The sequence below is a fragment of the Pseudomonas mosselii genome, from assembly GCF_005796105.1.
In the GTDB taxonomy this organism is placed as follows: Bacteria; Pseudomonadota; Gammaproteobacteria; order Pseudomonadales; family Pseudomonadaceae; genus Aquipseudomonas; species Aquipseudomonas mosselii_C.
Genome location: NZ_VAUO01000019.1, coordinates 1 through 18,001 on the forward strand (window position 1 = coordinate 1; position 18,001 = coordinate 18,001).

An 18,001-nucleotide genomic window follows, 5' to 3' on the forward strand; every position below is an offset into this window, starting at 1 on the left:
GAACCTTAACCGGTGTCCAAAATTGCTTGACCAGTTCAATACTCCTGCCTGCTCTTCGGCGTGCTTGCGTAACGGCAGCCAGGATGTCGATGCCAAAAACACCCATGCACGAAGACTGCCGTCCGGAATCGCGGCAGGACTATGTCCGGCGAACCTGGGAGATCCCGACAATGCAAACGGAACCTGAGCCCCAGAGCATGCAACACTTGGCGAACAACGATCTCTGGCCCAGTGTGAGCACGCTTGACCGCACGCATGATGTCGCTACGCGACATTACCCCTCCTCCTACGCTCAATCGTCGGCTGGAACGACCACCCCCGTCATCGCCAAGGCTTCCAAATGTCGATGAAGCTCCTCTGGCAATGGATCACCCGAAATCAAGACCCCGGCCTCCATGTTCTGATCCATCGCATATCCAGTCAGGTTGGCACTGGTGATGAAACAATACGCTCCATCCGCCACCGCGACCTTCGCGTGCACGCTGCCATTAACGAACGCAGCCCCCTTGTCTTTCCAGACATAGAACAGCGCATTAGGGACGATTTTCTTCAGGTTACCGATAGGGTCGATGCTGACCTTGCCACCCTGAGCGCTCGAGAGCTCCATCAGGAACTCGATCTTCACGCCACGCTTCGCCGCTAACTTCAGAGCTCTAGCTACCGACTCAATGTCATAAGCGACGTAGCTGGTGATGAACAACCGGTGCTGAGCAGCATCAATCACCTGAATCAAAGCCTGCTCGGTTCGCCGAGCAGGAACGAGCTCGGTCGTAGGCCCAGTCCATACCAACTCGACCCTCTGCCGACTCTCGGCATGACGAAACGCATGTGCAGCGGCCAAGAGCATTGCAGCCAACGTCTCGCCACTGATGGTCGATGGCTTCCAGGCCACGACCAGTCCCTTAAGCGCATTTTCGGCCTTCGCCGACATCGCTCCCGCCCTCAGATCTCCAGTTTTTTCGACTTGCACTGCCCTGATCTTTGCAGCCAAGGCAGCTACGCGGTCATAGGAGACTATGGAAACCAACTCAGATACCGCCGCCAGTAGCTCTCTCACTTTAGGCATCCAGGAAGAATGCCGCTTTGGCATTCTCGAAAGTGGGCACGACCATCGCCCGGTCGAGATATCGGTTGGCACGCTCGCACGAAGTCTCCGCGACGAAGGAGCATGCATGACACGCTGCCGCATGCAAACTACGATCCTTCTGGGGATCATGTTCCGCGCACAGGGGATCGGAGGAGCAAATACGCCCACGCCGCAAAGCCTGAACCAGCAGGCGCTCCAGGTTCTCGGGCTTGCCCAGTTCGACCAGCCCTCCCAAGGTGCCATCGGAGTCCGCAGCCGCTGTGTAGATGATGAAACCGCACTGGTTACCGGCCTCATTCACCTCTGCATAGATCCGCTCTCTGATGCTGGCCGCGTTATATCCGCACTCCAACGCCAACTCTCGGATCAGCATATGCGCCAGCGTGTGCAGCATCACGTAACGAGCGCCTGGATAGCCATCTTCCGGAGGACAGAGACGGCGGGAGTTCCGCCAACCTTTGTGCCCACCACGTAGCCTCGCATCGACGGCCTGAACATCGGCCCCCTGCTCCCACACCGCTATCGACTGCTCGTCGAACTGAATGAAGATGCCCTCACCGTGCACCTGGTTAGCAGGAACCCAATCGGGCTTCACACGTGACAGCGGTGCCTGGATCGGTCCAGCCCCACCACCACCGGAGTCGTCAGGCGCCTCGACTCGCGTGAAGCCTAGCAAAGCATTCACTTCGCGCAGACGCTTCAACAGCAAGACCCTGGCGATCTTGCCTTGGAAACCCTGAGGAACGGCCACTGCCTCGGACAAGAAATGCGGATAGTCATTCACCGGCACCGGGTCGGTCAGCACCCTCCACTCGGGACCTTTGATATCAGCCTCAGTGACACTCTCGATATCTCCAGAACGATGAGCCTCGATGCCAGTCCAAATGGCTTCTGCGGAATACTGATCGATTCCAGGCAATAAACCTGCGGTCTTAAGCACGTCAACTGTCGGCGCCACCAGCTCAAAAGAGTTCAAGTTCCCAAGGAATTTCCAACCATCTTCTACCACCTGCGCCAGTCCATCCTTTGCTTGGGGTATCGCCAACGCAGACAAGGAGACCGGAAACCAGCTATTGGTCGCCCCCAACAGCACCGCTCGCGGCTCGGCATCGCAGTCCGGCTCGAACTGATCCAGATGAGGGTGCCTTCCACGACACCCCGGCAGGTTCTCCTTGCCGAGCTGTCCGAATGCATGGGCCATGTTGCGCGCCACACCGCAAGCGTCGCATTTGACCCAGAGGTTCTCGGTCTGCAGGGATGCGCCGCTTTCGAAAAAACGGAGCGTACCTTTGCAATCGCTGGGACCACTGTGGACGAACCACTGCCAAGGGAAGTCGTCAAGATGACCATTCTTGCAGGCCAAAAGGAAACGCGCGGGAACAGCATCTGCATCTTTGGCCGACTGATCCTTCCTAGACCCCATACAATCTTTGTGAACAAAACGAGTGGCTTCAGCACGATACCTATTTTCCTTGAGAGCGAATAAGTTACTGTCATAAGTGGACAACATGCCGCACTTCACACAACGCAACCAGCGAGGAAAAGGTCTGACTGGAACCCCTACACTAGCCTCTGCAGAGAAAGGATCAATCGACTCAGTCTTGACCATCGGAGGCATACGCAGCGACTCCACCTGGGCCCCCAACGCATTCTGCACAGCAACGAGCAAACGATTTTCGATTACTGGATGGCAACGATCCTTTTCCCAGACATCGATACCGGACGTCACGACCGACAGATTCGGCAAATCGACGAGCGCACCTGGGCCATAGGTCCACAGCAACTGGCTTGGCCGTACCGAGCCAACGTTAGTTTTTTCGTTAGCCATCTTCATTGATCCTTATCAGCCGCTGCTGGGCGAGGCTTCCATTGGATATCGTCGTTGATCTTCGCCGAGTTCATGATCAAACGAACACCTGGCTCGACCTCACGCATCGACATAGGGACTGTCCAGTTATCCCACGCCTGCACACCAGGTGACTTGATCAAAGGGGCAGTCCTGTCCTTGTCTGGTCCTCGCTTCTCATACGCCAAGATACGATTACCCTGCATCACCTCACTCACCCACTGGTCCGCCCGCTGCTTGAGCATGCCGGCAGCAAGCTTCTTCGCTGGAGCCTCGGCGATGTTGTCGGCGCGCGTTTCGAGCACTCTCATTGCATCCAGCATTTCCGCCTGGTTCGGTTGCTTGAGACTCTGCGCGCCCTCGTTCGGCGCGAAATCATCGCTCTTGGCGCGGATAAGCGACAGCATCGCCCCGGTCAGACCACGATCCATCGCACGCGGGGAGAACGGAGTGACCGACTGCGCTTCGACGTGCTTATAGAAGGTCGCGTGGTAATGCTCGAAGGTCTCGTAATGCGAGAGATCGCGGGGGCGAGCCCATGTCAGTACGGTACAGACCAACCCAGGGAACTGTCGGCCAACACGACTGGTTGCCTGAATGTATTCCGCCGTTCCTTTCGGCTGACCGTTGACAGCCATAATGCCGAGCCGATTAACGTCGACGCCGACCGACAGCATGTTGGTCGCCAACACGATGTCGATGGCACGTGCATCGCCCTCCTCCCACTTGGTCACGTACCTACCTTTCTCGGGATCCCATTCAGACTTGAACATCACTTCGAGCTGATCGAGATACTTGGGGATGTCCTGGTTCGAAACCCGAGAAGTCAGCTCGCGAATATTCATGACGCTGCGCTGGGCCAATCCAGGCCGCTGCACCATGCTCATTTGCACACGGTACGCACGGGTCTGCACGTCGTCCTCGGCCAGACGCTTCATGCCTCCCAGCTCTCGCAAGGAGTTGAAGTAACCCACCATGGTCATGTAAGGGTCGGCAGCTTTGCCGAATCGATCGAATAGCGCTTGAGCCGCAGTCAGCGCTGCCGTATAGACACGAATCAACATCGCCGGCCGTGAGCTGCCAGGAGAACAGATACCTAGATAACGTCGTCCGGGTTTCTGCTCAATGGGCCGCTGTACCGAGAAGAAGTTGTCCTCGACGTCCAAGCCATGGGGTGGGAACACCGAGACCTGGCGCATAAATACGTTGTTGACCTGCTGCTGCGCCTTGCGCACGGTAGCGGTGGAGGCGATCACCTTCGGCCGGATCGCTTCACCTTCCAACTGCCATGTGCAGAGTTCATCGACTGTACTCTCGTAAAGCCCCACCATCGTTCCCAAGGGACCGCTGATCAGATGGAACTCGTCCTGTATGATCAGATCCGGAGGCCGAACCGGAGAAATCACCTGCACCGTCGCAGCAGCCCGCCCCGCGACAGCTCTGTGACCGGTATTGCACTCAGAGCCGGGCCAGAGCAATCCATGCCTAGAACACTCCTTCGATACCCGGCCGAAGAGGTTCCGTACCTGCCCACGCCACGCCATCATGGCGAACTTGTCCACCGTGGCGATCATCATGGACGGTGGGCGGTGATACATCTCCTCGTCCACGACCATCACGGGCAAACCGGGGTGTGCCTGCTTGCTCGAACGACCACGAGAGAAGACACAGGTACTCAGCTTGTCGCCGCAATAGATCGTCGTACGCCCTGATATCTTGTCGACCTCGATATCTCGCTTCGGGTCGATCTCAGTTCCGCACCATGGGCAACCTGTCAGCTGCGCCGGTGAAGCCATTCCGGTGGGGTTTCGCCCTGGGGTACGGATGGCCTCGATGAACTTGTGGCTATCCTCCGTAGTGCCTGGTGTCACCTTATTACCGACCCAAAGGCCGATGGTGAATGCGTTCTCGCCAAGGGACTTATCACCCGCGGCCAATGCTTCCCGACGAATATGTTCCATTGCACAGATCAACGCGGTAGCCCGTTGAAACTGCTGCAAAGTCAGCAACCGTAGGGTGTACCGCATGATCACTGCCAGCCCGCGAGACGAATCGTAACCCCCCAAGTTTCCTTGCAGGCGGCGAATCGCCATGGTGAATGCAGCGACACCCAGGTAGGCCTCGGTTTTACCACCACCCGTTGGGAACCAGAGCAAATCCGCATAGGCCTGCAGAGGCTGAGTGCGATCCGTATGCTTAGGATCGGTCAGCCCAGGAACGGACAGCAGCAGGAAAGCCAACTGGAAGGGACGCCAAGAGCGGTTCTTTGGTACATCAACCTCCGCTAGCTCGAAAGTTCGCCCGCGGCGGCGCTGCAAGGCGAACGCGCTATGCACCCGCTGAATCGCCATCGCTCGGTTAGCGAAACGGAAAGCCGCCAGGGCCTTGTCATCCGCAGCCAATAACTCCACACCCTCGCGCAGACGAATCAGAATCGACTCACAGTAGCTCAGCGCATCTTCGGCTTGCTGCACATAGCCAGCTACATCGCTATCGGTGCGCGCACGCTGATCCTTGATCCATGCTCCATAGTCCTCGGTCAGAATCCCGAGTGCAGTGACGAGCTGGTCCTTCTCCAGCTCTGCCAGTCGCTTCATATCCAGCAGACCTTCGTCGACCAATCTGCGCATCGCTGGCCGATCCTGCGGATCTAACCCCGGCGTTTCGGTGACCGGCACCTCGTACTGCGGCATCACCGCCGTGCGCAGCTCTACCGCCCTCGCCACATCTGGACCAGCCACTGCATGCACTGCGACGCCGTGCCCTACTGCGAACTCAACCCGATCGCGATAGATCATCTCCAGCGCCAAGCGCTCACGTAAATCGTCATCGTCCGCAGCGCCAACATCGGCTTCCAATGCTGGACGGCGGCGGAATATATCCTTCAACGAATTCTCGTCATTGGCTCGTACGAGGATTTCCGGCTGGAACACCCAAGCGGTATCACGATTCTCATCAGGCTCCGTTTGGCCATTCACCAGGAACAGCGTGACCAATCGCTCCCCCTTCGCGTTGGGTGAACGCACCGTACCCTGGATGATAACTTCTGGGCAGGCCGAATCCGGGATGACCGGAGAGATCACTCCATCCTTCAGCTCCAGCTGGAAGGCTCCACCAGAAGGCTTACGCCGCCAGACTTTGGCTTTGAGAACTTGCTCAGTGGTCTTGATCACTCGACCTTCGGCGTCACGTACTGCCTTCTTGACCACTTTGGCATGAGCCGGGTCATCGGAGTCGAAGCGCTCATAGCGCCCCCAACTCACCACCACCTCAAGACTTTTCGCGTCGCCATCGACGCAAAAAGTAAAGCCCAGACTCGACGGTGCGAGTGATTGGTTCGAGGCCGTATCCACTTCCTCTTCTGCCTCGGAATCCCCACCACCAGATTTCTGAGGTGAGTCGACCTTACTCGACTGAGCCTTCGGCTCCAGATCCGCAGGCTCGTCCTCCTCATTCTTTTCCGGGGGAGCCACATCTTCGCCGCTCTCGGAGTTCTCCATCGGCGCAAGCTTGCCGACGAGGTATCGGTCGCGAACGCTCATATCGGCGATGAGTTCTTCCGGCCCACCAGCGGGCCCTAGAAGGTCGTCCATAATGGCGTACTGCAGCAGCTCGCGAACGTAAGCCTCGTTCTCGATCAGAGGAATGTCGGCGAGAGTGATGCCCAGCACACGGGGGATAGCCTCTGCGAACTCGGTCCAGGGCGCACGCACGATGCTGCCAGCGGTAGGCGGCAGCAAACCAGTGCTACCGATTCCTACCACAGGCTCAACCGTCTTGACCTTATCGAAGTAAAGCACGGTACCTTCCACATCAACGCGTATGCGCAATACACGACCGATACGCACAATGCCGCCGGCTGGATTCAAAACCAGTACCCAGGCCCCCTCGCGCAACGCGGGATGATTTCCCCTCAGATAGACGACCTTGTCGGCCAAACGAGCGTCGCGCCCCAAGCCACGATCTACGACTATCCAAGCCTCTTGGGTACTGTTTTGCTGCATCTCTTCCATGCTCATTCTTCAAATCCTATTCACGATATCTTCCAGCTTGTCGAGCGACTTACTCTGGGCGATATAGGCCGAATACCCTTCCTGCGCTCCACGAATCAGAGTGTCGTAATGATCGATGCGACTGCCTGGCGAGATCAATGTCATCGACGACTTGAGTCGATCCGGGTTCCCATGTGATGGGCGATCGTCTTCCGAGGCTTTGCGAGCGGCGCTGGAGAACGCCTGCCACATAGAGGAGTAGCCTTCAAGCTCTTCGTTGGCCAGAGCGCTTTTCCAGCTGCACTCTGCGAAGTCTTGCGTGGTGACTATCAGGTCGGCGGAGTAACGCTGGTCGCTCATACGTTGTCTCCGGCGAACAAATCATCCTGGCGCACGGATGAAGCAGCTTTCGAACGACGCCCTCGTTTGGCAGGGCTGAGAGCATTGGCTGGTGGTTGCGAGAGTTCATTAAAGCGATGTCGGTTCAGTTCTGTGAGCCGATGCATCAACTCCGTCGTTAGGTCTTCCGAAAGTGCCCAACGCCACGAGTCCCTTGCAGAACCGCCACTGAACTCCTGGAAATCGTAGGAAATATCAAGATCATCCCAGCCATAAGCCTGCGCAACTTCGGCGTCTATTGCAGCCATGATCTGGCGCAGCTCACAGATAGCAGGATCGTTGCAGCTGGGCGTGTTCACAGCGTTCAGTGCGTCAGTTAAACCACTCTGATTCTGATCGCTCCATGCGACGAGAACGTCTTGAAAACGAGTTGCATGGTCGCGACCGAAAATCGATACCATCTCATTCGGTAGGGCAAAGGTTGACACCGCCTCTCGAATTGAGAGCCGGAGGGTATTTGTATCAGCTCCTAAGCTACGGACGGAGAAACCATAAAGCCAATTTCGAAAAAACGAACTCAGACAAATTGCATACAAGTCGACTCGATTTTCCTCTATTAGCAGGACTTGATTTGTATATAACCATGCAGAGGGAGCCATGATACAAAATGGATATTTCGTAGCTTTAGCGAACCCAATAAAGCGCTCTTTTTCGCGCAACCTTCGCATGAGCCCAGCGCGATGATTCCAAAATTGCCACCAGCGATCATAGAGCCCCTTGTAGCTCTTCAAAGCCTCAGGCGTTCGAGTTGACTGAACCTCTTGAATCAGAAATTCGAAAGCAATTGGCCAGTTCTCTGCAATCTCCTCCAGCCTTTTATCAGCAATGTCCAACGCCCATCGGTCGGTTATCCGAAGCGCATAACTGGTTATGTCGTCTCCGGTGATGTATGGCCGAAGAAGGCTATTCTGCTCGTTCTTGAGGCGTTCGAACCATGGGGAGTCAGCCCTGAGAACAAAAGCCATCCCCTTACTGTTATTTACCCCCTCGAAGCTAAATAGCGGATCAGGAAGCTCTTTAGGTATCCACACATCCGTAGCCTCAGGCTCCAAACGTGCGCCAATGCGTTTGCAAGCATGCCCCTCTGAATCGCACGAAGCGGCCCAACGCCCTTTGAAAAAACAGACTACGGCGACAACGACTGAGGCCGTACCAGGCCATGGCATGCCTTTTCTAGAGAAGTAGATGTCACCGCTCTGAACGATGGCCCCGAGCCCAACAGCGACCGCGCTTCCTTCAGCGATGTTGCTCGTGGCAAGTAGGCCATAGCAGCCATTCAGGCAGAGCAGCTCGACGACTCGCCTATGGAAGACGATGCTCAGGTCGATCTTTCCAGGCGATGTGCCAAGAATCATCTGGCACTGCCACTGTAGCTTCTCGCCCATTGATGACTTCCATAGGCGGTTACCCAAAAACGGAGGGTTCCCCACGAAAGCATCAAACCCTGGCCGTCCAATCATGAACACTTCAGGGAATTCCAATGGCCAGTGGAACGGGCGGCGGGCTGCCACTCCAATCGATAAACCAGAGGCAAGGGTGATTCCCGCACGCGTCGCGATGGATTGGGTTGACTCAATATCTCCTTCAACGGCTTCTCCGGCCTGAACGGCAAGAGATGCCAGTCCGCTCGCTAGTGCAGATACGCTGCCATCGGAGGCAAGAACCTCACCGATGAATGCATTAGCAATGTTTTCCGCTACTTCCAGTTTTCTACGCGCGTCAGCATCAAGTCGCTCCATCGCTTCGACGTCATGAATGTCGCGTATCGGCATCTCGCGCAGTCGCTGGCGTAATTCGATCGCTGCTTGGACGGCCTTTTCGATGTTCTTTCCAAACAGACGCTGCTGCCCTTTACCGCCAGGCGTCATCGAAAGTTCGGTGAGCTGCTCCAGTCGATGGATGCCCAACAGGCTATCGCCACAACGCAGGTTGTGGTCGAGGAAGCCGAAAGGCCTATTCTTGGCCATCGTAACCAGCCAGATGGAGAGCTTTGCTAGTTCCACCGCCAGGGGATTAAGATCCACGCCGTAGAGGCAGCGTTCAGCGATAAGGCGGCGAGCGATCACGGTGCGTGTCTCTGTATCCAAGGGCAAAGGCTCCTTGGCATTCGGCGCATCCACAATTTCGCCATCCACACTCACTGTCTTTCCGCTGCCTTCAACTTTCGACCATGCCTCAATGAGTCGATCGGCCAACCAACGGCAGACTTGCACCAGGAAGGCGCCCGAGCCCATGGCTGGATCGCAGATCTTCAGACCCAGCAGTTCGGAGGGTGGTTTCAGCACCCATTGTTCACGTGGAGCTCCCTCTGACGGCCCCGTGTAGACGATCGGCGTCAGCGTCTCGTCGACAATGGTTTCGGTGAGCGATTTCGGTGTGTAGTGCGTCCCCGTCTCGCGCCGATCGCTGCCCGTGGTGACGATGAATGCCCCCTCAGGGTAAATCAGCGGATAACCCCAAGGATCAGTACGCAGCAGGTTGAGGAATGGCAGCGCACGATCACGTAGGCCTTCGTCTCCAGCGCAGGCAGTGAGCAGACGGTTGGCCTGGACAGCATCGACCGAGCGTTCCAGATCCTTGCAGATCGCTCCTACGCCACGCTTAATTGCATCGGCGCCAGAGAGCGCCTCAACTAACACTTTGCACCCCCGCTGGTGCAGAGCTTCGAGCTCCTCTAGAGCATAAAGGGTCTTCTTCGCCCCCTTGCCACCGGCAAGCTCTACTGTCACCTGCTCGGTTCGTCCGACAGTTCTCTCCAACAAGCCTTCGTAGACGTAACCGATCTGCTCAACGTCCAGAGCTCTGTAGGAAAGCGTACGCCCTTCGTACTGCTGGATCGCTTCCAGCAGGAGCAGCACCGTGCGGTTATCTATCGGTAGTGGTCGTGCAGGGGCGATCCTCCAATCGGAGCCCTTGGAGCGCCCTTCGAGGAAAGGGAAACGATTCGGATCGAATAGCGAACCACCCAGTGCCGGAAGGCGCAGCATTTCATGCTCAATGCCGCTATGCACTGCGCGAAATGTTGCTAATAACCGTGTCCAGGCATCGTTGCGCCGCTCCAGCACCTCCTCGGTTTCCTGGCGCAGCTGCATACGTAGAGTGGAAATGGCGTAGTTGCTTTCGTACGCCTCCTCCCCCATCAGCAAGAGCCCCCGTTCCTCCGCCGACAGCAGGAACACCAGACGCATCATGATGGTCAGACCCGCTTCGTAGAGCTCGGTCGGCTCGACACCTTGCAGCAATGCCCCTGATCGTTCACGGTCTTCCTTACCCAGTGCCTGGATCAACACCTCGACCGCCCGACGAACCTGTTCACCCAAGGCATCGGTTACTTCTTCCTGATGCTGGAGAGACTCGTCCAGCATTGAGGGCAAGGTCTCATCGTCAGGGCCGAAGAAGCGCCGAATACCCAATAGGGTGAGGAAGGCCTGCAGCGTCAGCCGCTCCTGCCCCCAGAGGCGTGCATACCAACTGGCGAAGGTCGATACAGCGCCAACCGGAGCATCAACCAGCATCCAGCGCTCGCCATCGGTGACCAAACCAAGACGACAGCCGCTGGCCCGGCAGAGCCGCTCCATGCGCTCCGCTGGACTTGCGGACCAGCCATCCAATTTCAGCGCTGCCTGGAGGTCCGTGCCCGCAGAATAAATTTGCACGAGCAGTTGGCTTTTGCCGCCCGAGACCAACACATAGTCAGGCGCCAAGGTGACACCGTGTTCCGGCAGAGTAACGCGTTGCTCTGAAGGAATGCGCTCACCTCGCAGTAGGAGCTCACTGCTATCGGATTCGTCGTACTCCAGGCCGCGGGCGAGTACCTCGTGGATCCAGGCGCGATGCAGTTCGGTGAACCTGGGGTCGACGTTGTCACGAGCCTCGCACCACTCGTCATAAGCCTGCCGCAGGTACTGTCGAATTCGCGGTTCGACAGCAGGTAGACCAGTGGAGAAGATCCGTTTCAATACCGGCGTGGCGAGGAAAGGACCGGAGACCTCAATCAGCGACAACCATTCATCGTGAATATTGAGGGCGTTCATACGCAGCCTCCCTGGGCTAGAGATGCAGGTACGATGAAAATGACGGCTACCGGGAAGGTGCGATCCTGCGGTTCAGCATAGCGTGCTTCGATGGCCCCGGCCTCCTCTTCCCGCTCCGCGGGAATGCGCGTGAGGCGTGCTTGCAGGGCGGAATTGTCGCGTCGAACCTGGGTGCGCTCGTCTTCACTGAACAAAGAAAACTGCCCAGGCAACTCGTCCTTGCCCAGCTCCCTGCGAATAGCGCTATCCAGCTCATCCAGTACAGCGAGAATGTCTTCCTTTTCTTTGTTCTTACGGGTTTCCAGGGTGTTGCCCAAATACTCAAGGCGATTGCGTGAGCGTGCTCCGAGGGATTGCTGGATGGCCTCTTCCGCTGTGGCAAAGCGAGAGCGCAACATGGCGAAGACCGAGTCATCAAGCCGACACGGCTGCGCGTCGTCCAACCAGGACTGTACGCGGGCGACGCCTTCTTCGCGCTTGAAGCCCTGTTCGCGCAGATACCCCCCAGCTAATGTCAGTTCCTCATGTAGACGATGGTGATTACCGCCAGTAATCACCAAGCGCGACACAACCACGACCGCTGGGACCTCGATACGATCGTCAGGCAACGTTCGCACCGTCACTCGATGCAAACGCTTGTTGTCTTCCTGCGCCCAAACTTCGGCACGCAGCAAACGTAAACACATCTGCACCAAGCGATGATTGAGATGGATGAGCACCAGGTCGTCTCGACCATTAGCGACTTCATGATCGAATGTCACCGGGCGGATCTTGCCGGTGAATGGATGCTCCAGCCCTTCGCGGCAACGCTCCCAGCCCCCCCCCAGAGGCGGCAGCTCGAAGACTTTACCCGGCGCGATCCCCGCCAATGTCAGCGGTTTGAGTGCCGGTTTCTCGGCCAACGCCAAGCCGGTTTCAACCGCCGTCAGGATGTGCTCGGGAGAGAGATGGAAGTCCTCGCGAGTCTCGACCAACTTCTCATGTAGCTTTGCTATTCGATTGGAGAGGTCTTTTTCAGTTCTGACGAATCGGCGGGCCTGAGCGATCTTCGCGTCCGCCAATTGGGTATCCAGATCACGCAACGCTCCCTCGATAAGCCCAGACATCTGCGGTGCGATCACTGGGTTCACGCTGCCCATATCGGCACGCATGGAGTCGAGCTTACGCAAGGCACGCAGAATATCGTTCTGGTGGCCGCCGACAGAATCCTGGTCTTGACAAGCATCGACCGGATGCCAAATCACCACCTCTCTCTCACGCTGGCCATGGCGGTCGATACGACCGTTGCGCTGCTCCATGACGTTGGGGTTGTACGGGATCTCCAGGTGAATGAGGTAGTTACAGTGGTTCTGCAGGTCGATACCTTCGGAAGCGGCGTCGGTGGCCAGCAGGATGCGCACAGGGGAAATGTCTGGAGCGGCCTGGAATGCCGCCTTCACTTGTTCTCGATCATCGTGATCCATGCCGCCGTGCAAGATCATCAGGCGATCGCCACCCAAATCATGAGTCGCCAGAATCTGATGCAGCCAGTCGAGCGTGGTGCGGTACTCGGTGAAGAGAATCACTCGTTTACCATTCCAGGAACCATCGGTCTTCAGATGCCGATCGATCCAATCAAGCAGCGCTTTGACCTTGGAGTCGGTTTGATTCATCGCCTGCTGAGCCCAGTGCCTGAGCTCATCAAGCAAGACACGCTCCTCTACGCTCAATGGGCGTGAGTGGCGCGTGGCTTCCTCGACGGCCTCTTGCTGCGCGACCTCAACGTCTGCGTCATTAGCGTAATCTTCTTCGGCGCGTTGGATAGCCTTGAGCAAGATTCGCTCGGACAAATCCGTCCGTCCCTTGCTAGCTCCGCCACTTTCCAAGGTCGCGACATGTTTTTCCAGGGTCGACGCGAAGGCAGCCGGCGACGAGAACAAGCGCTTGCGTAGCAGCTGGTTGACGAAGGATGCGCCGGTTACGCCGCCCAACGCCTCATCTGCTACTTCCCTACTGGCACAGAACTCTTGCAGCTTGCGATGAATCTCTCTCTCTTTGGCGGTGTAGTCGACGGGCAATGCTTCGAGCTTGCGCTGCGCGTAGATCAGGTTCCCGTCCTTATCGACGATCTCGCTCTTGAGGCGGCGAATCATCACCTGAGATAGCTGCTTCGGTTCAGGCATGATGTTGCGGGCGAAGCGCTGATCATCTAGCAGCTCCAACAGCGAAGTGAAGGATTCGGTGTAGCCGTTATGCGGCGTCGCAGTCAGGAATAGATGGTGCTGAAAATGCGGGGCGATGGTACGAATGAAACGAGTACGCTGACTTTCGATAGCGTATTGAGCGCTCGCTGACGGCGCGACGTTGTGTGCTTCGTCGACGACCAGCATGTCGAACTTGCGTGGATAGCTGACATGCGCTGGCAGGATATCGCGGAATGCACGCAAACCATCGCCAGCCTTGGCCCAATCCATCGACGTGATCAGACGCGGGAACGAGGTCCATGGATTGGCATGTATTCCGCGCTCGCGTCGCATCCCCTTGATGTAAGTGCTGTCGACAACCCGAAACTCCAAACCGAATTTTTCCATCATCTCGACACGCCACTTTTCTAGCAGTGACGCGGGGCAAACGATCAGCACAGTTCGAGCGCGATGACGCAGTAGCATTTCCTGAATGACCAAGCCAGCTTCGATGGTCTTGCCCAGACCTACGTCGTCGGCGATCAGCAGATTGACACGCGCCATATCGATTGCACGGACCAGAGGATCCAGCTGGAAGTCTTGCAGGCTCACACCGCTGCGATACGGAGCCTGGAGGAAGCCGCGATCCGCATTGGTTGCAGCCCCCCAACGCACGGCATCGAGAAAAGCTTCCAGCGTATCGGAGTCGTCCTGTCCGGTGATGTCTGGCAAGCCAGCGCGTTCGATGACATGTGCGCCCGGCTCGATTTCCCAGATCACCAGAAGCTCTTCGCCGAGGGCATCCTCATCGATGGAAGCCAGCGTGACGGCGTGCTGCTGTACGCTGCCCAACTTGGACGCATCCACTTCAGCCACCACCCATTGCCGACGTCTAACCTCGACGAGCTGGCCTGGTTCCGGGATATTGCGGTAGCTGCTATCTTCCGCAGTTACAGTCATTCTTAACTCCCTAGCACCGTAACCACCTAACTGATGACTACGGATGAGCAAAAGCTTATACGCGGCGCGCTCCAAGAGCGCGCAGGACTAAATACAGTTGGGCATAGGTGCGGAGTCGAGGTCTGAAACGGCAGCGTTCGTGCTAGTAGAAACGCTGTAGATCGACCATCCCTGGAATACCACGGCCTGCCATAATGCGATGTTAGTCACCTTATCCATTGGCTGAGGATGGGTAAAGCCACATCCACAGCTTTTTGCCAGCATGGTCGACTTACCGGTGCATTCATGCCGAAGGAACAAGCAGCCAGAGGCTAGAACTCTTCCAGTAAGGCCCTCGACTCACATGCAGTGGTTGCCAATGCTTCAGATTCGAGCATTGCATCAACTCACGGGTTTTGAGGGCTTCACCTGGCGACAGTGCTTGCAGCAGATGCGCTGCTTGATCGCCCTCAGAGTTTTAAAAGCAATGTCTGGCACCGAGCAGCCATCATGAATTCTGCGAAAAATGCTTCACCTGGTTAGATCGGAATGCAAGATTATGGGGCCTCGTAGATAGCCCTTCCTCTCTCCTCCAGGCAGAGCAACTGGCTTCTAGGCAAGATCATGGAGGGCGGTGTTTGAAAATACAAAGCTTCGCAATGCTGGAGATTTCAAGAATAAATCTGTCGTCGAGTACGCCACCATCAGAGTCGAGCTGCTCCACAGGCTTGTGCCGTCGAACCTGCAGGATGGCCACTATCGGAACGATGACATCGTGAAAGGCCTTTACGCGACGCCGACTGGACCGCTAGCAAACGACAGTGAGCTGGAAGCCAAGATGAACCACGCCAAGCCATGAGGGTACGAGCGCAAGATAAGATTCACCATGCCTTACTTGACTCGCTTCCGGAATATCGCCCCCACTGAGTCAATTCCAAAAAAATTCAGTCACACATCACCGCAATGACATCCCCACCATGGAGCCTCAAACCATGTCATTGCAGTGCCCTCACTGTCACTCCCCCAAAGTCGCTTCACTCCACCATGCAATGAAGATCACCGCTGCGGTCGGTGCTGTAGGTGGTGCCGCTCGTGGCGCCAGTGCTGCCCTGGCCGGTGGCCAGGCCGGCGCAGCAATTGGTGCTGTTGCTGGCCCGTTGGGCATCACCCTCGGATCCGTATCGGGGGCAATCCTTGGTGGACTCATTGGCGGTGCCGGTGGCTGTGCGCTTGGTGCCCAGCTCGGTGAGAAGCTGGATCGTCACGTGCTGGCCAACAACCTGTGCCTGATCTGCGGACACCGCTTCAACCTGCCGGCCTGATCCGACTTCCCCGCCTCCATTTCACAGTACTCCCGGTTGGTGCTGCGCTGCCGCGCAGCGCTTTATGCCGGCTATTGCTCAAAGGAAACTCACAATGGCTCATCAAATCGAACAAATGACCTATGTCGGCCAAACTCCTTGGCACGGCCTGGGCAACAATCTACCGCGCAAGCAACCCATCGAGATCTGGCAGCGTGAAGCTGGCATGGATTGGCAAATTCTCGAAAGCCCGGTGCACTTCAAGTCAGACACAGCTGGCCACCTGGGCGCTATTCATTCCTTCCCCGAGCAGAAGGTGCTCTTCCGCTCGGACACCAAAGCACCGCTGTCGGTGGTTTCCCAGCGCTACCACACCGTGCAGCCGCGAGAGGTGCTGGAGTTCTACCGCGACCTCACCGAGGTCTCTGGCTACGAGCTGGAAACCGCTGGCGTGCTCAAGGGCGGTCGCAAGTTCTGGGCGCTGGCGCGTACCGGCCAAGGTGCTGCGCTCAAGGGTAACGATCAGGTCAACAGCTACCTACTGCTGGCCACGTCCTGCGACGGAACCCTGGCCACCACTGCAACGCCAACCACGGTGCGCGTGGTGTGCAACAACACCCTGACGGTTGCACTGGACGGCACCAGCCGAGCGATCAAGGTGCCCCACAACACGCGCTTCGATCCCAAGATGGTGAAGAAACAGCTCGGCATCGCCGTCTCGCAATGGGACGACTTCATGTATCGCATGCGTGCGTTGGCCGAACGCAAGGTGCAGTGGCATGAGGCCCTGGGCTTCTTCATGAACGTGTTGTGCGGGACCTCGCCGACCGGCGCCCTGCCGGAAGCGCTGCCGAACGAACGAGCGCTGCGCAAGGTGCAGGAGCTGTACGAAGGCCGAGGGCGTGGCTCGAACCTGGATTCAACTCGTGGTACCGCCTGGGGACTGCTCAATGCCGTGACCGAGTTCGTCGACCACGAGCGCCGGGCGCGCAGCACCGAATACCGCCTGGACTCGGCCTGGTTCGGCCGGGGCGCGCAGATCAAGCAATGTGCCCTAGACACCGCCCTTCAATTGGTCGCCTGACCTCTACCCTCCTCACCCCATAACGCCCGATCAGCCTCGCCGCTGATCGGGCGTTTCTATTTCCACATGGTGAACACGATGAAAGCGACTCCGTTGAGCAGCACCGGCAAGACTCGCCCGGCGCTGCGCCTGATCAGTACCAAGGAACTGCCCCGCGAAGACTGGCTGGCTGTGCGCAAGCAAGGCATCGGCAGTTCTGACGCCTCGGCCGCAGTCGGCCTGAACCCCTACAAATCGCAACTGGAGCTGTGGCTGGAGAAAACCGGCCGCGACGCCAGGCTGCCGAAGGCCGACCCTCATGACGAGCAAAGCCCGATGTACTGGGGCAATGTGCTGGAACCCATAGTCGCCTGGCACTATAGCAAGCGCACCAGCAACAAGGTGCGGCGTATCAACGCGGTGCTGCAGCATCCAAATCCCGAGTTGCCCTGGATGCTGGCCAATATCGACCGCGAGGTGATCGGTGCCGACGACGTACAGATCCTCGAATGCAAGACAGCCGGCATAAACGGGGCACGCCTCTGGAAAGAGGGCGTGCCAGAGTATGTACAGTTGCAGGTGATGCACCAGCTCGCCGTCACCGGCAAACAGGCGGCGGATGTGGCGGTGCTGCTTGGCGGCCAGACTCTGGAGATCCATCGGATCGAGCGGGACGAGCAGATGATCGCCCGCCTGATCGAGCTCGAACGGCATTTCTGGCAGTACGTGGAAACGGATACACCGCCACCCGCCGACGGCAGCGCCTCGGCCGAGCTCGCCCTGCGCTGCCTCTATCCCCAGGACAACGGCCAGACGCTAGACCTCAGCAGTAATGCTGGCCTGGCAGCAGTCTTCCTGGAGTTGAAGGCGGTACGCCAGTCGATTGCCGAGAAAGAGATTCGCGAAGCCGAACTCAAGCAGCGCCTGCAGCAGGCCATGGGCGCTGCCACTCGTGCGGCGTTCTCCAGCGGCAGCATCACTTGGAAGAAAGCCAAGGACAGCATAACTCTCGATGTGGTGCGCCTACTCAAGGACAAGCCCTATCTCCAGGCGAAATACCCGCTGCTGAAACCCGGCTCACGCCGCTTCCTGATCAACTGATTTCCCAACTCCCTCCCCTTGGCCAGCGCCCGCAGTTCGCACTGCTGGGCTGGCTTTTTCGTTTCCAGGAGAACCAC

General features: G+C 57.6%; 10 protein-coding genes and 1 pseudogene. 4 read left to right on the forward strand and 7 right to left on the reverse strand.

Features of this window, described 5'->3' with window-relative positions:
- Window positions 1-38: 38 nt before the first annotated feature.
- The 7 genes and pseudogenes from FEM01_RS22415 to drmD form a co-directional block, all read right to left on the reverse strand.
- Window positions 39-275, reverse strand: a pseudogene (locus FEM01_RS22415) (very short patch repair endonuclease); the annotation flags it as partial.
- 17 nt (window positions 276-292) lie between these two features.
- On the reverse strand, window positions 293-1,057 hold the full coding sequence (drmC, locus tag FEM01_RS22420; protein ID WP_100413799.1) for a DISARM system phospholipase D-like protein DrmC: 765 nt from the start codon (window positions 1,055-1,057) through the stop codon (window positions 293-295).
- A gap of 1 nt (window position 1,058) precedes the next feature.
- Complete coding sequence (gene drmB / locus FEM01_RS22425) at window positions 1,059-2,915, reverse strand: DUF1998 domain-containing protein (RefSeq protein ID WP_138221645.1); 1,857 nt, start codon at window positions 2,913-2,915, stop codon at window positions 1,059-1,061.
- Between the two features lie 2 nt (window positions 2,916-2,917).
- Entirely contained in the window at window positions 2,918-6,952 is a 4,035-nt protein-coding gene (drmA, locus tag FEM01_RS22430) for a DISARM system helicase DrmA (RefSeq protein WP_240791784.1), read from the reverse strand.
- A 3-nt stretch (window positions 6,953-6,955) separates the two neighbouring features.
- The gene (locus FEM01_RS22435; protein ID WP_100413797.1) at window positions 6,956-7,285 is read right to left on the reverse strand and encodes a DUF7380 domain-containing protein; all 330 of its coding nucleotides are present in this window, start codon (window positions 7,283-7,285) and stop codon (window positions 6,956-6,958) included.
- Window positions 7,282-11,358, reverse strand: coding sequence for an Eco57I restriction-modification methylase domain-containing protein (locus tag FEM01_RS22440; protein WP_190977191.1), 4,077 nt, complete (start codon window positions 11,356-11,358; stop codon window positions 7,282-7,284). Before FEM01_RS22440 ends, FEM01_RS22435 begins: the two co-directional genes overlap by 4 nt.
- Entirely contained in the window at window positions 11,355-14,480 is a 3,126-nt protein-coding gene (gene drmD, locus FEM01_RS22445) for a DISARM system SNF2-like helicase DrmD (RefSeq protein ID WP_100413796.1), read from the reverse strand. The genes FEM01_RS22440 and drmD overlap by 4 nt, the downstream gene beginning before the upstream one ends.
- A gap of 613 nt (window positions 14,481-15,093) precedes the next feature.
- Between drmD and FEM01_RS22450 the strand changes: the two genes are divergently transcribed.
- From FEM01_RS22450 to FEM01_RS22465, 4 genes are all read left to right on the forward strand, one after another.
- Window positions 15,094-15,318, forward strand: coding sequence for a hypothetical protein (locus FEM01_RS22450; protein ID WP_138221646.1), 225 nt, complete (start codon window positions 15,094-15,096; stop codon window positions 15,316-15,318).
- A 190-nt stretch (window positions 15,319-15,508) separates the two neighbouring features.
- Window positions 15,509-15,781: a hypothetical protein gene (locus FEM01_RS22455; protein WP_171031014.1), complete on the forward strand. Its 273-nt coding sequence runs from the start codon at window positions 15,509-15,511 to the stop codon at window positions 15,779-15,781.
- A 94-nt stretch (window positions 15,782-15,875) separates the two neighbouring features.
- The gene (locus FEM01_RS22460; RefSeq protein ID WP_138221648.1) at window positions 15,876-16,844 is read left to right on the forward strand and encodes a DUF932 domain-containing protein; all 969 of its coding nucleotides are present in this window, start codon (window positions 15,876-15,878) and stop codon (window positions 16,842-16,844) included.
- A gap of 78 nt (window positions 16,845-16,922) precedes the next feature.
- The gene (locus FEM01_RS22465; protein ID WP_138221649.1) at window positions 16,923-17,924 is read left to right on the forward strand and encodes a YqaJ viral recombinase family protein; all 1,002 of its coding nucleotides are present in this window, start codon (window positions 16,923-16,925) and stop codon (window positions 17,922-17,924) included.
- Window positions 17,925-18,001 lie beyond the last annotated feature (77 nt).

Bases quoted from the DNA above. Each gene is read 5' to 3' on its own strand.
- drmB (WP_138221645.1), bottom strand. From the start codon at position 2,915: ATGGCTAACGAAAAAACTAACGTTGGCTCGGTACGGCCAAGCCAGTTG.
- drmA (WP_240791784.1), bottom strand. From the start codon at position 6,952: ATGAGCATGGAAGAGATGCAGCAAAACAGTACCCAAGAGGCTTGGATA.
- FEM01_RS22435 (WP_100413797.1), bottom strand. From the start codon at position 7,285: ATGAGCGACCAGCGTTACTCCGCCGACCTGATAGTCACCACGCAAGAC.
- FEM01_RS22440 (WP_190977191.1), bottom strand. From the start codon at position 11,358: ATGAACGCCCTCAATATTCACGATGAATGGTTGTCGCTGATTGAGGTC.
- drmD (WP_100413796.1), bottom strand. From the start codon at position 14,480: ATGACTGTAACTGCGGAAGATAGCAGCTACCGCAATATCCCGGAACCA.
- FEM01_RS22455 (WP_171031014.1), top strand. From the start codon at position 15,509: ATGAAGATCACCGCTGCGGTCGGTGCTGTAGGTGGTGCCGCTCGTGGC.
- FEM01_RS22460 (WP_138221648.1), top strand. From the start codon at position 15,876: ATGGCTCATCAAATCGAACAAATGACCTATGTCGGCCAAACTCCTTGG.
- FEM01_RS22465 (WP_138221649.1), top strand. From the start codon at position 16,923: ATGAAAGCGACTCCGTTGAGCAGCACCGGCAAGACTCGCCCGGCGCTG.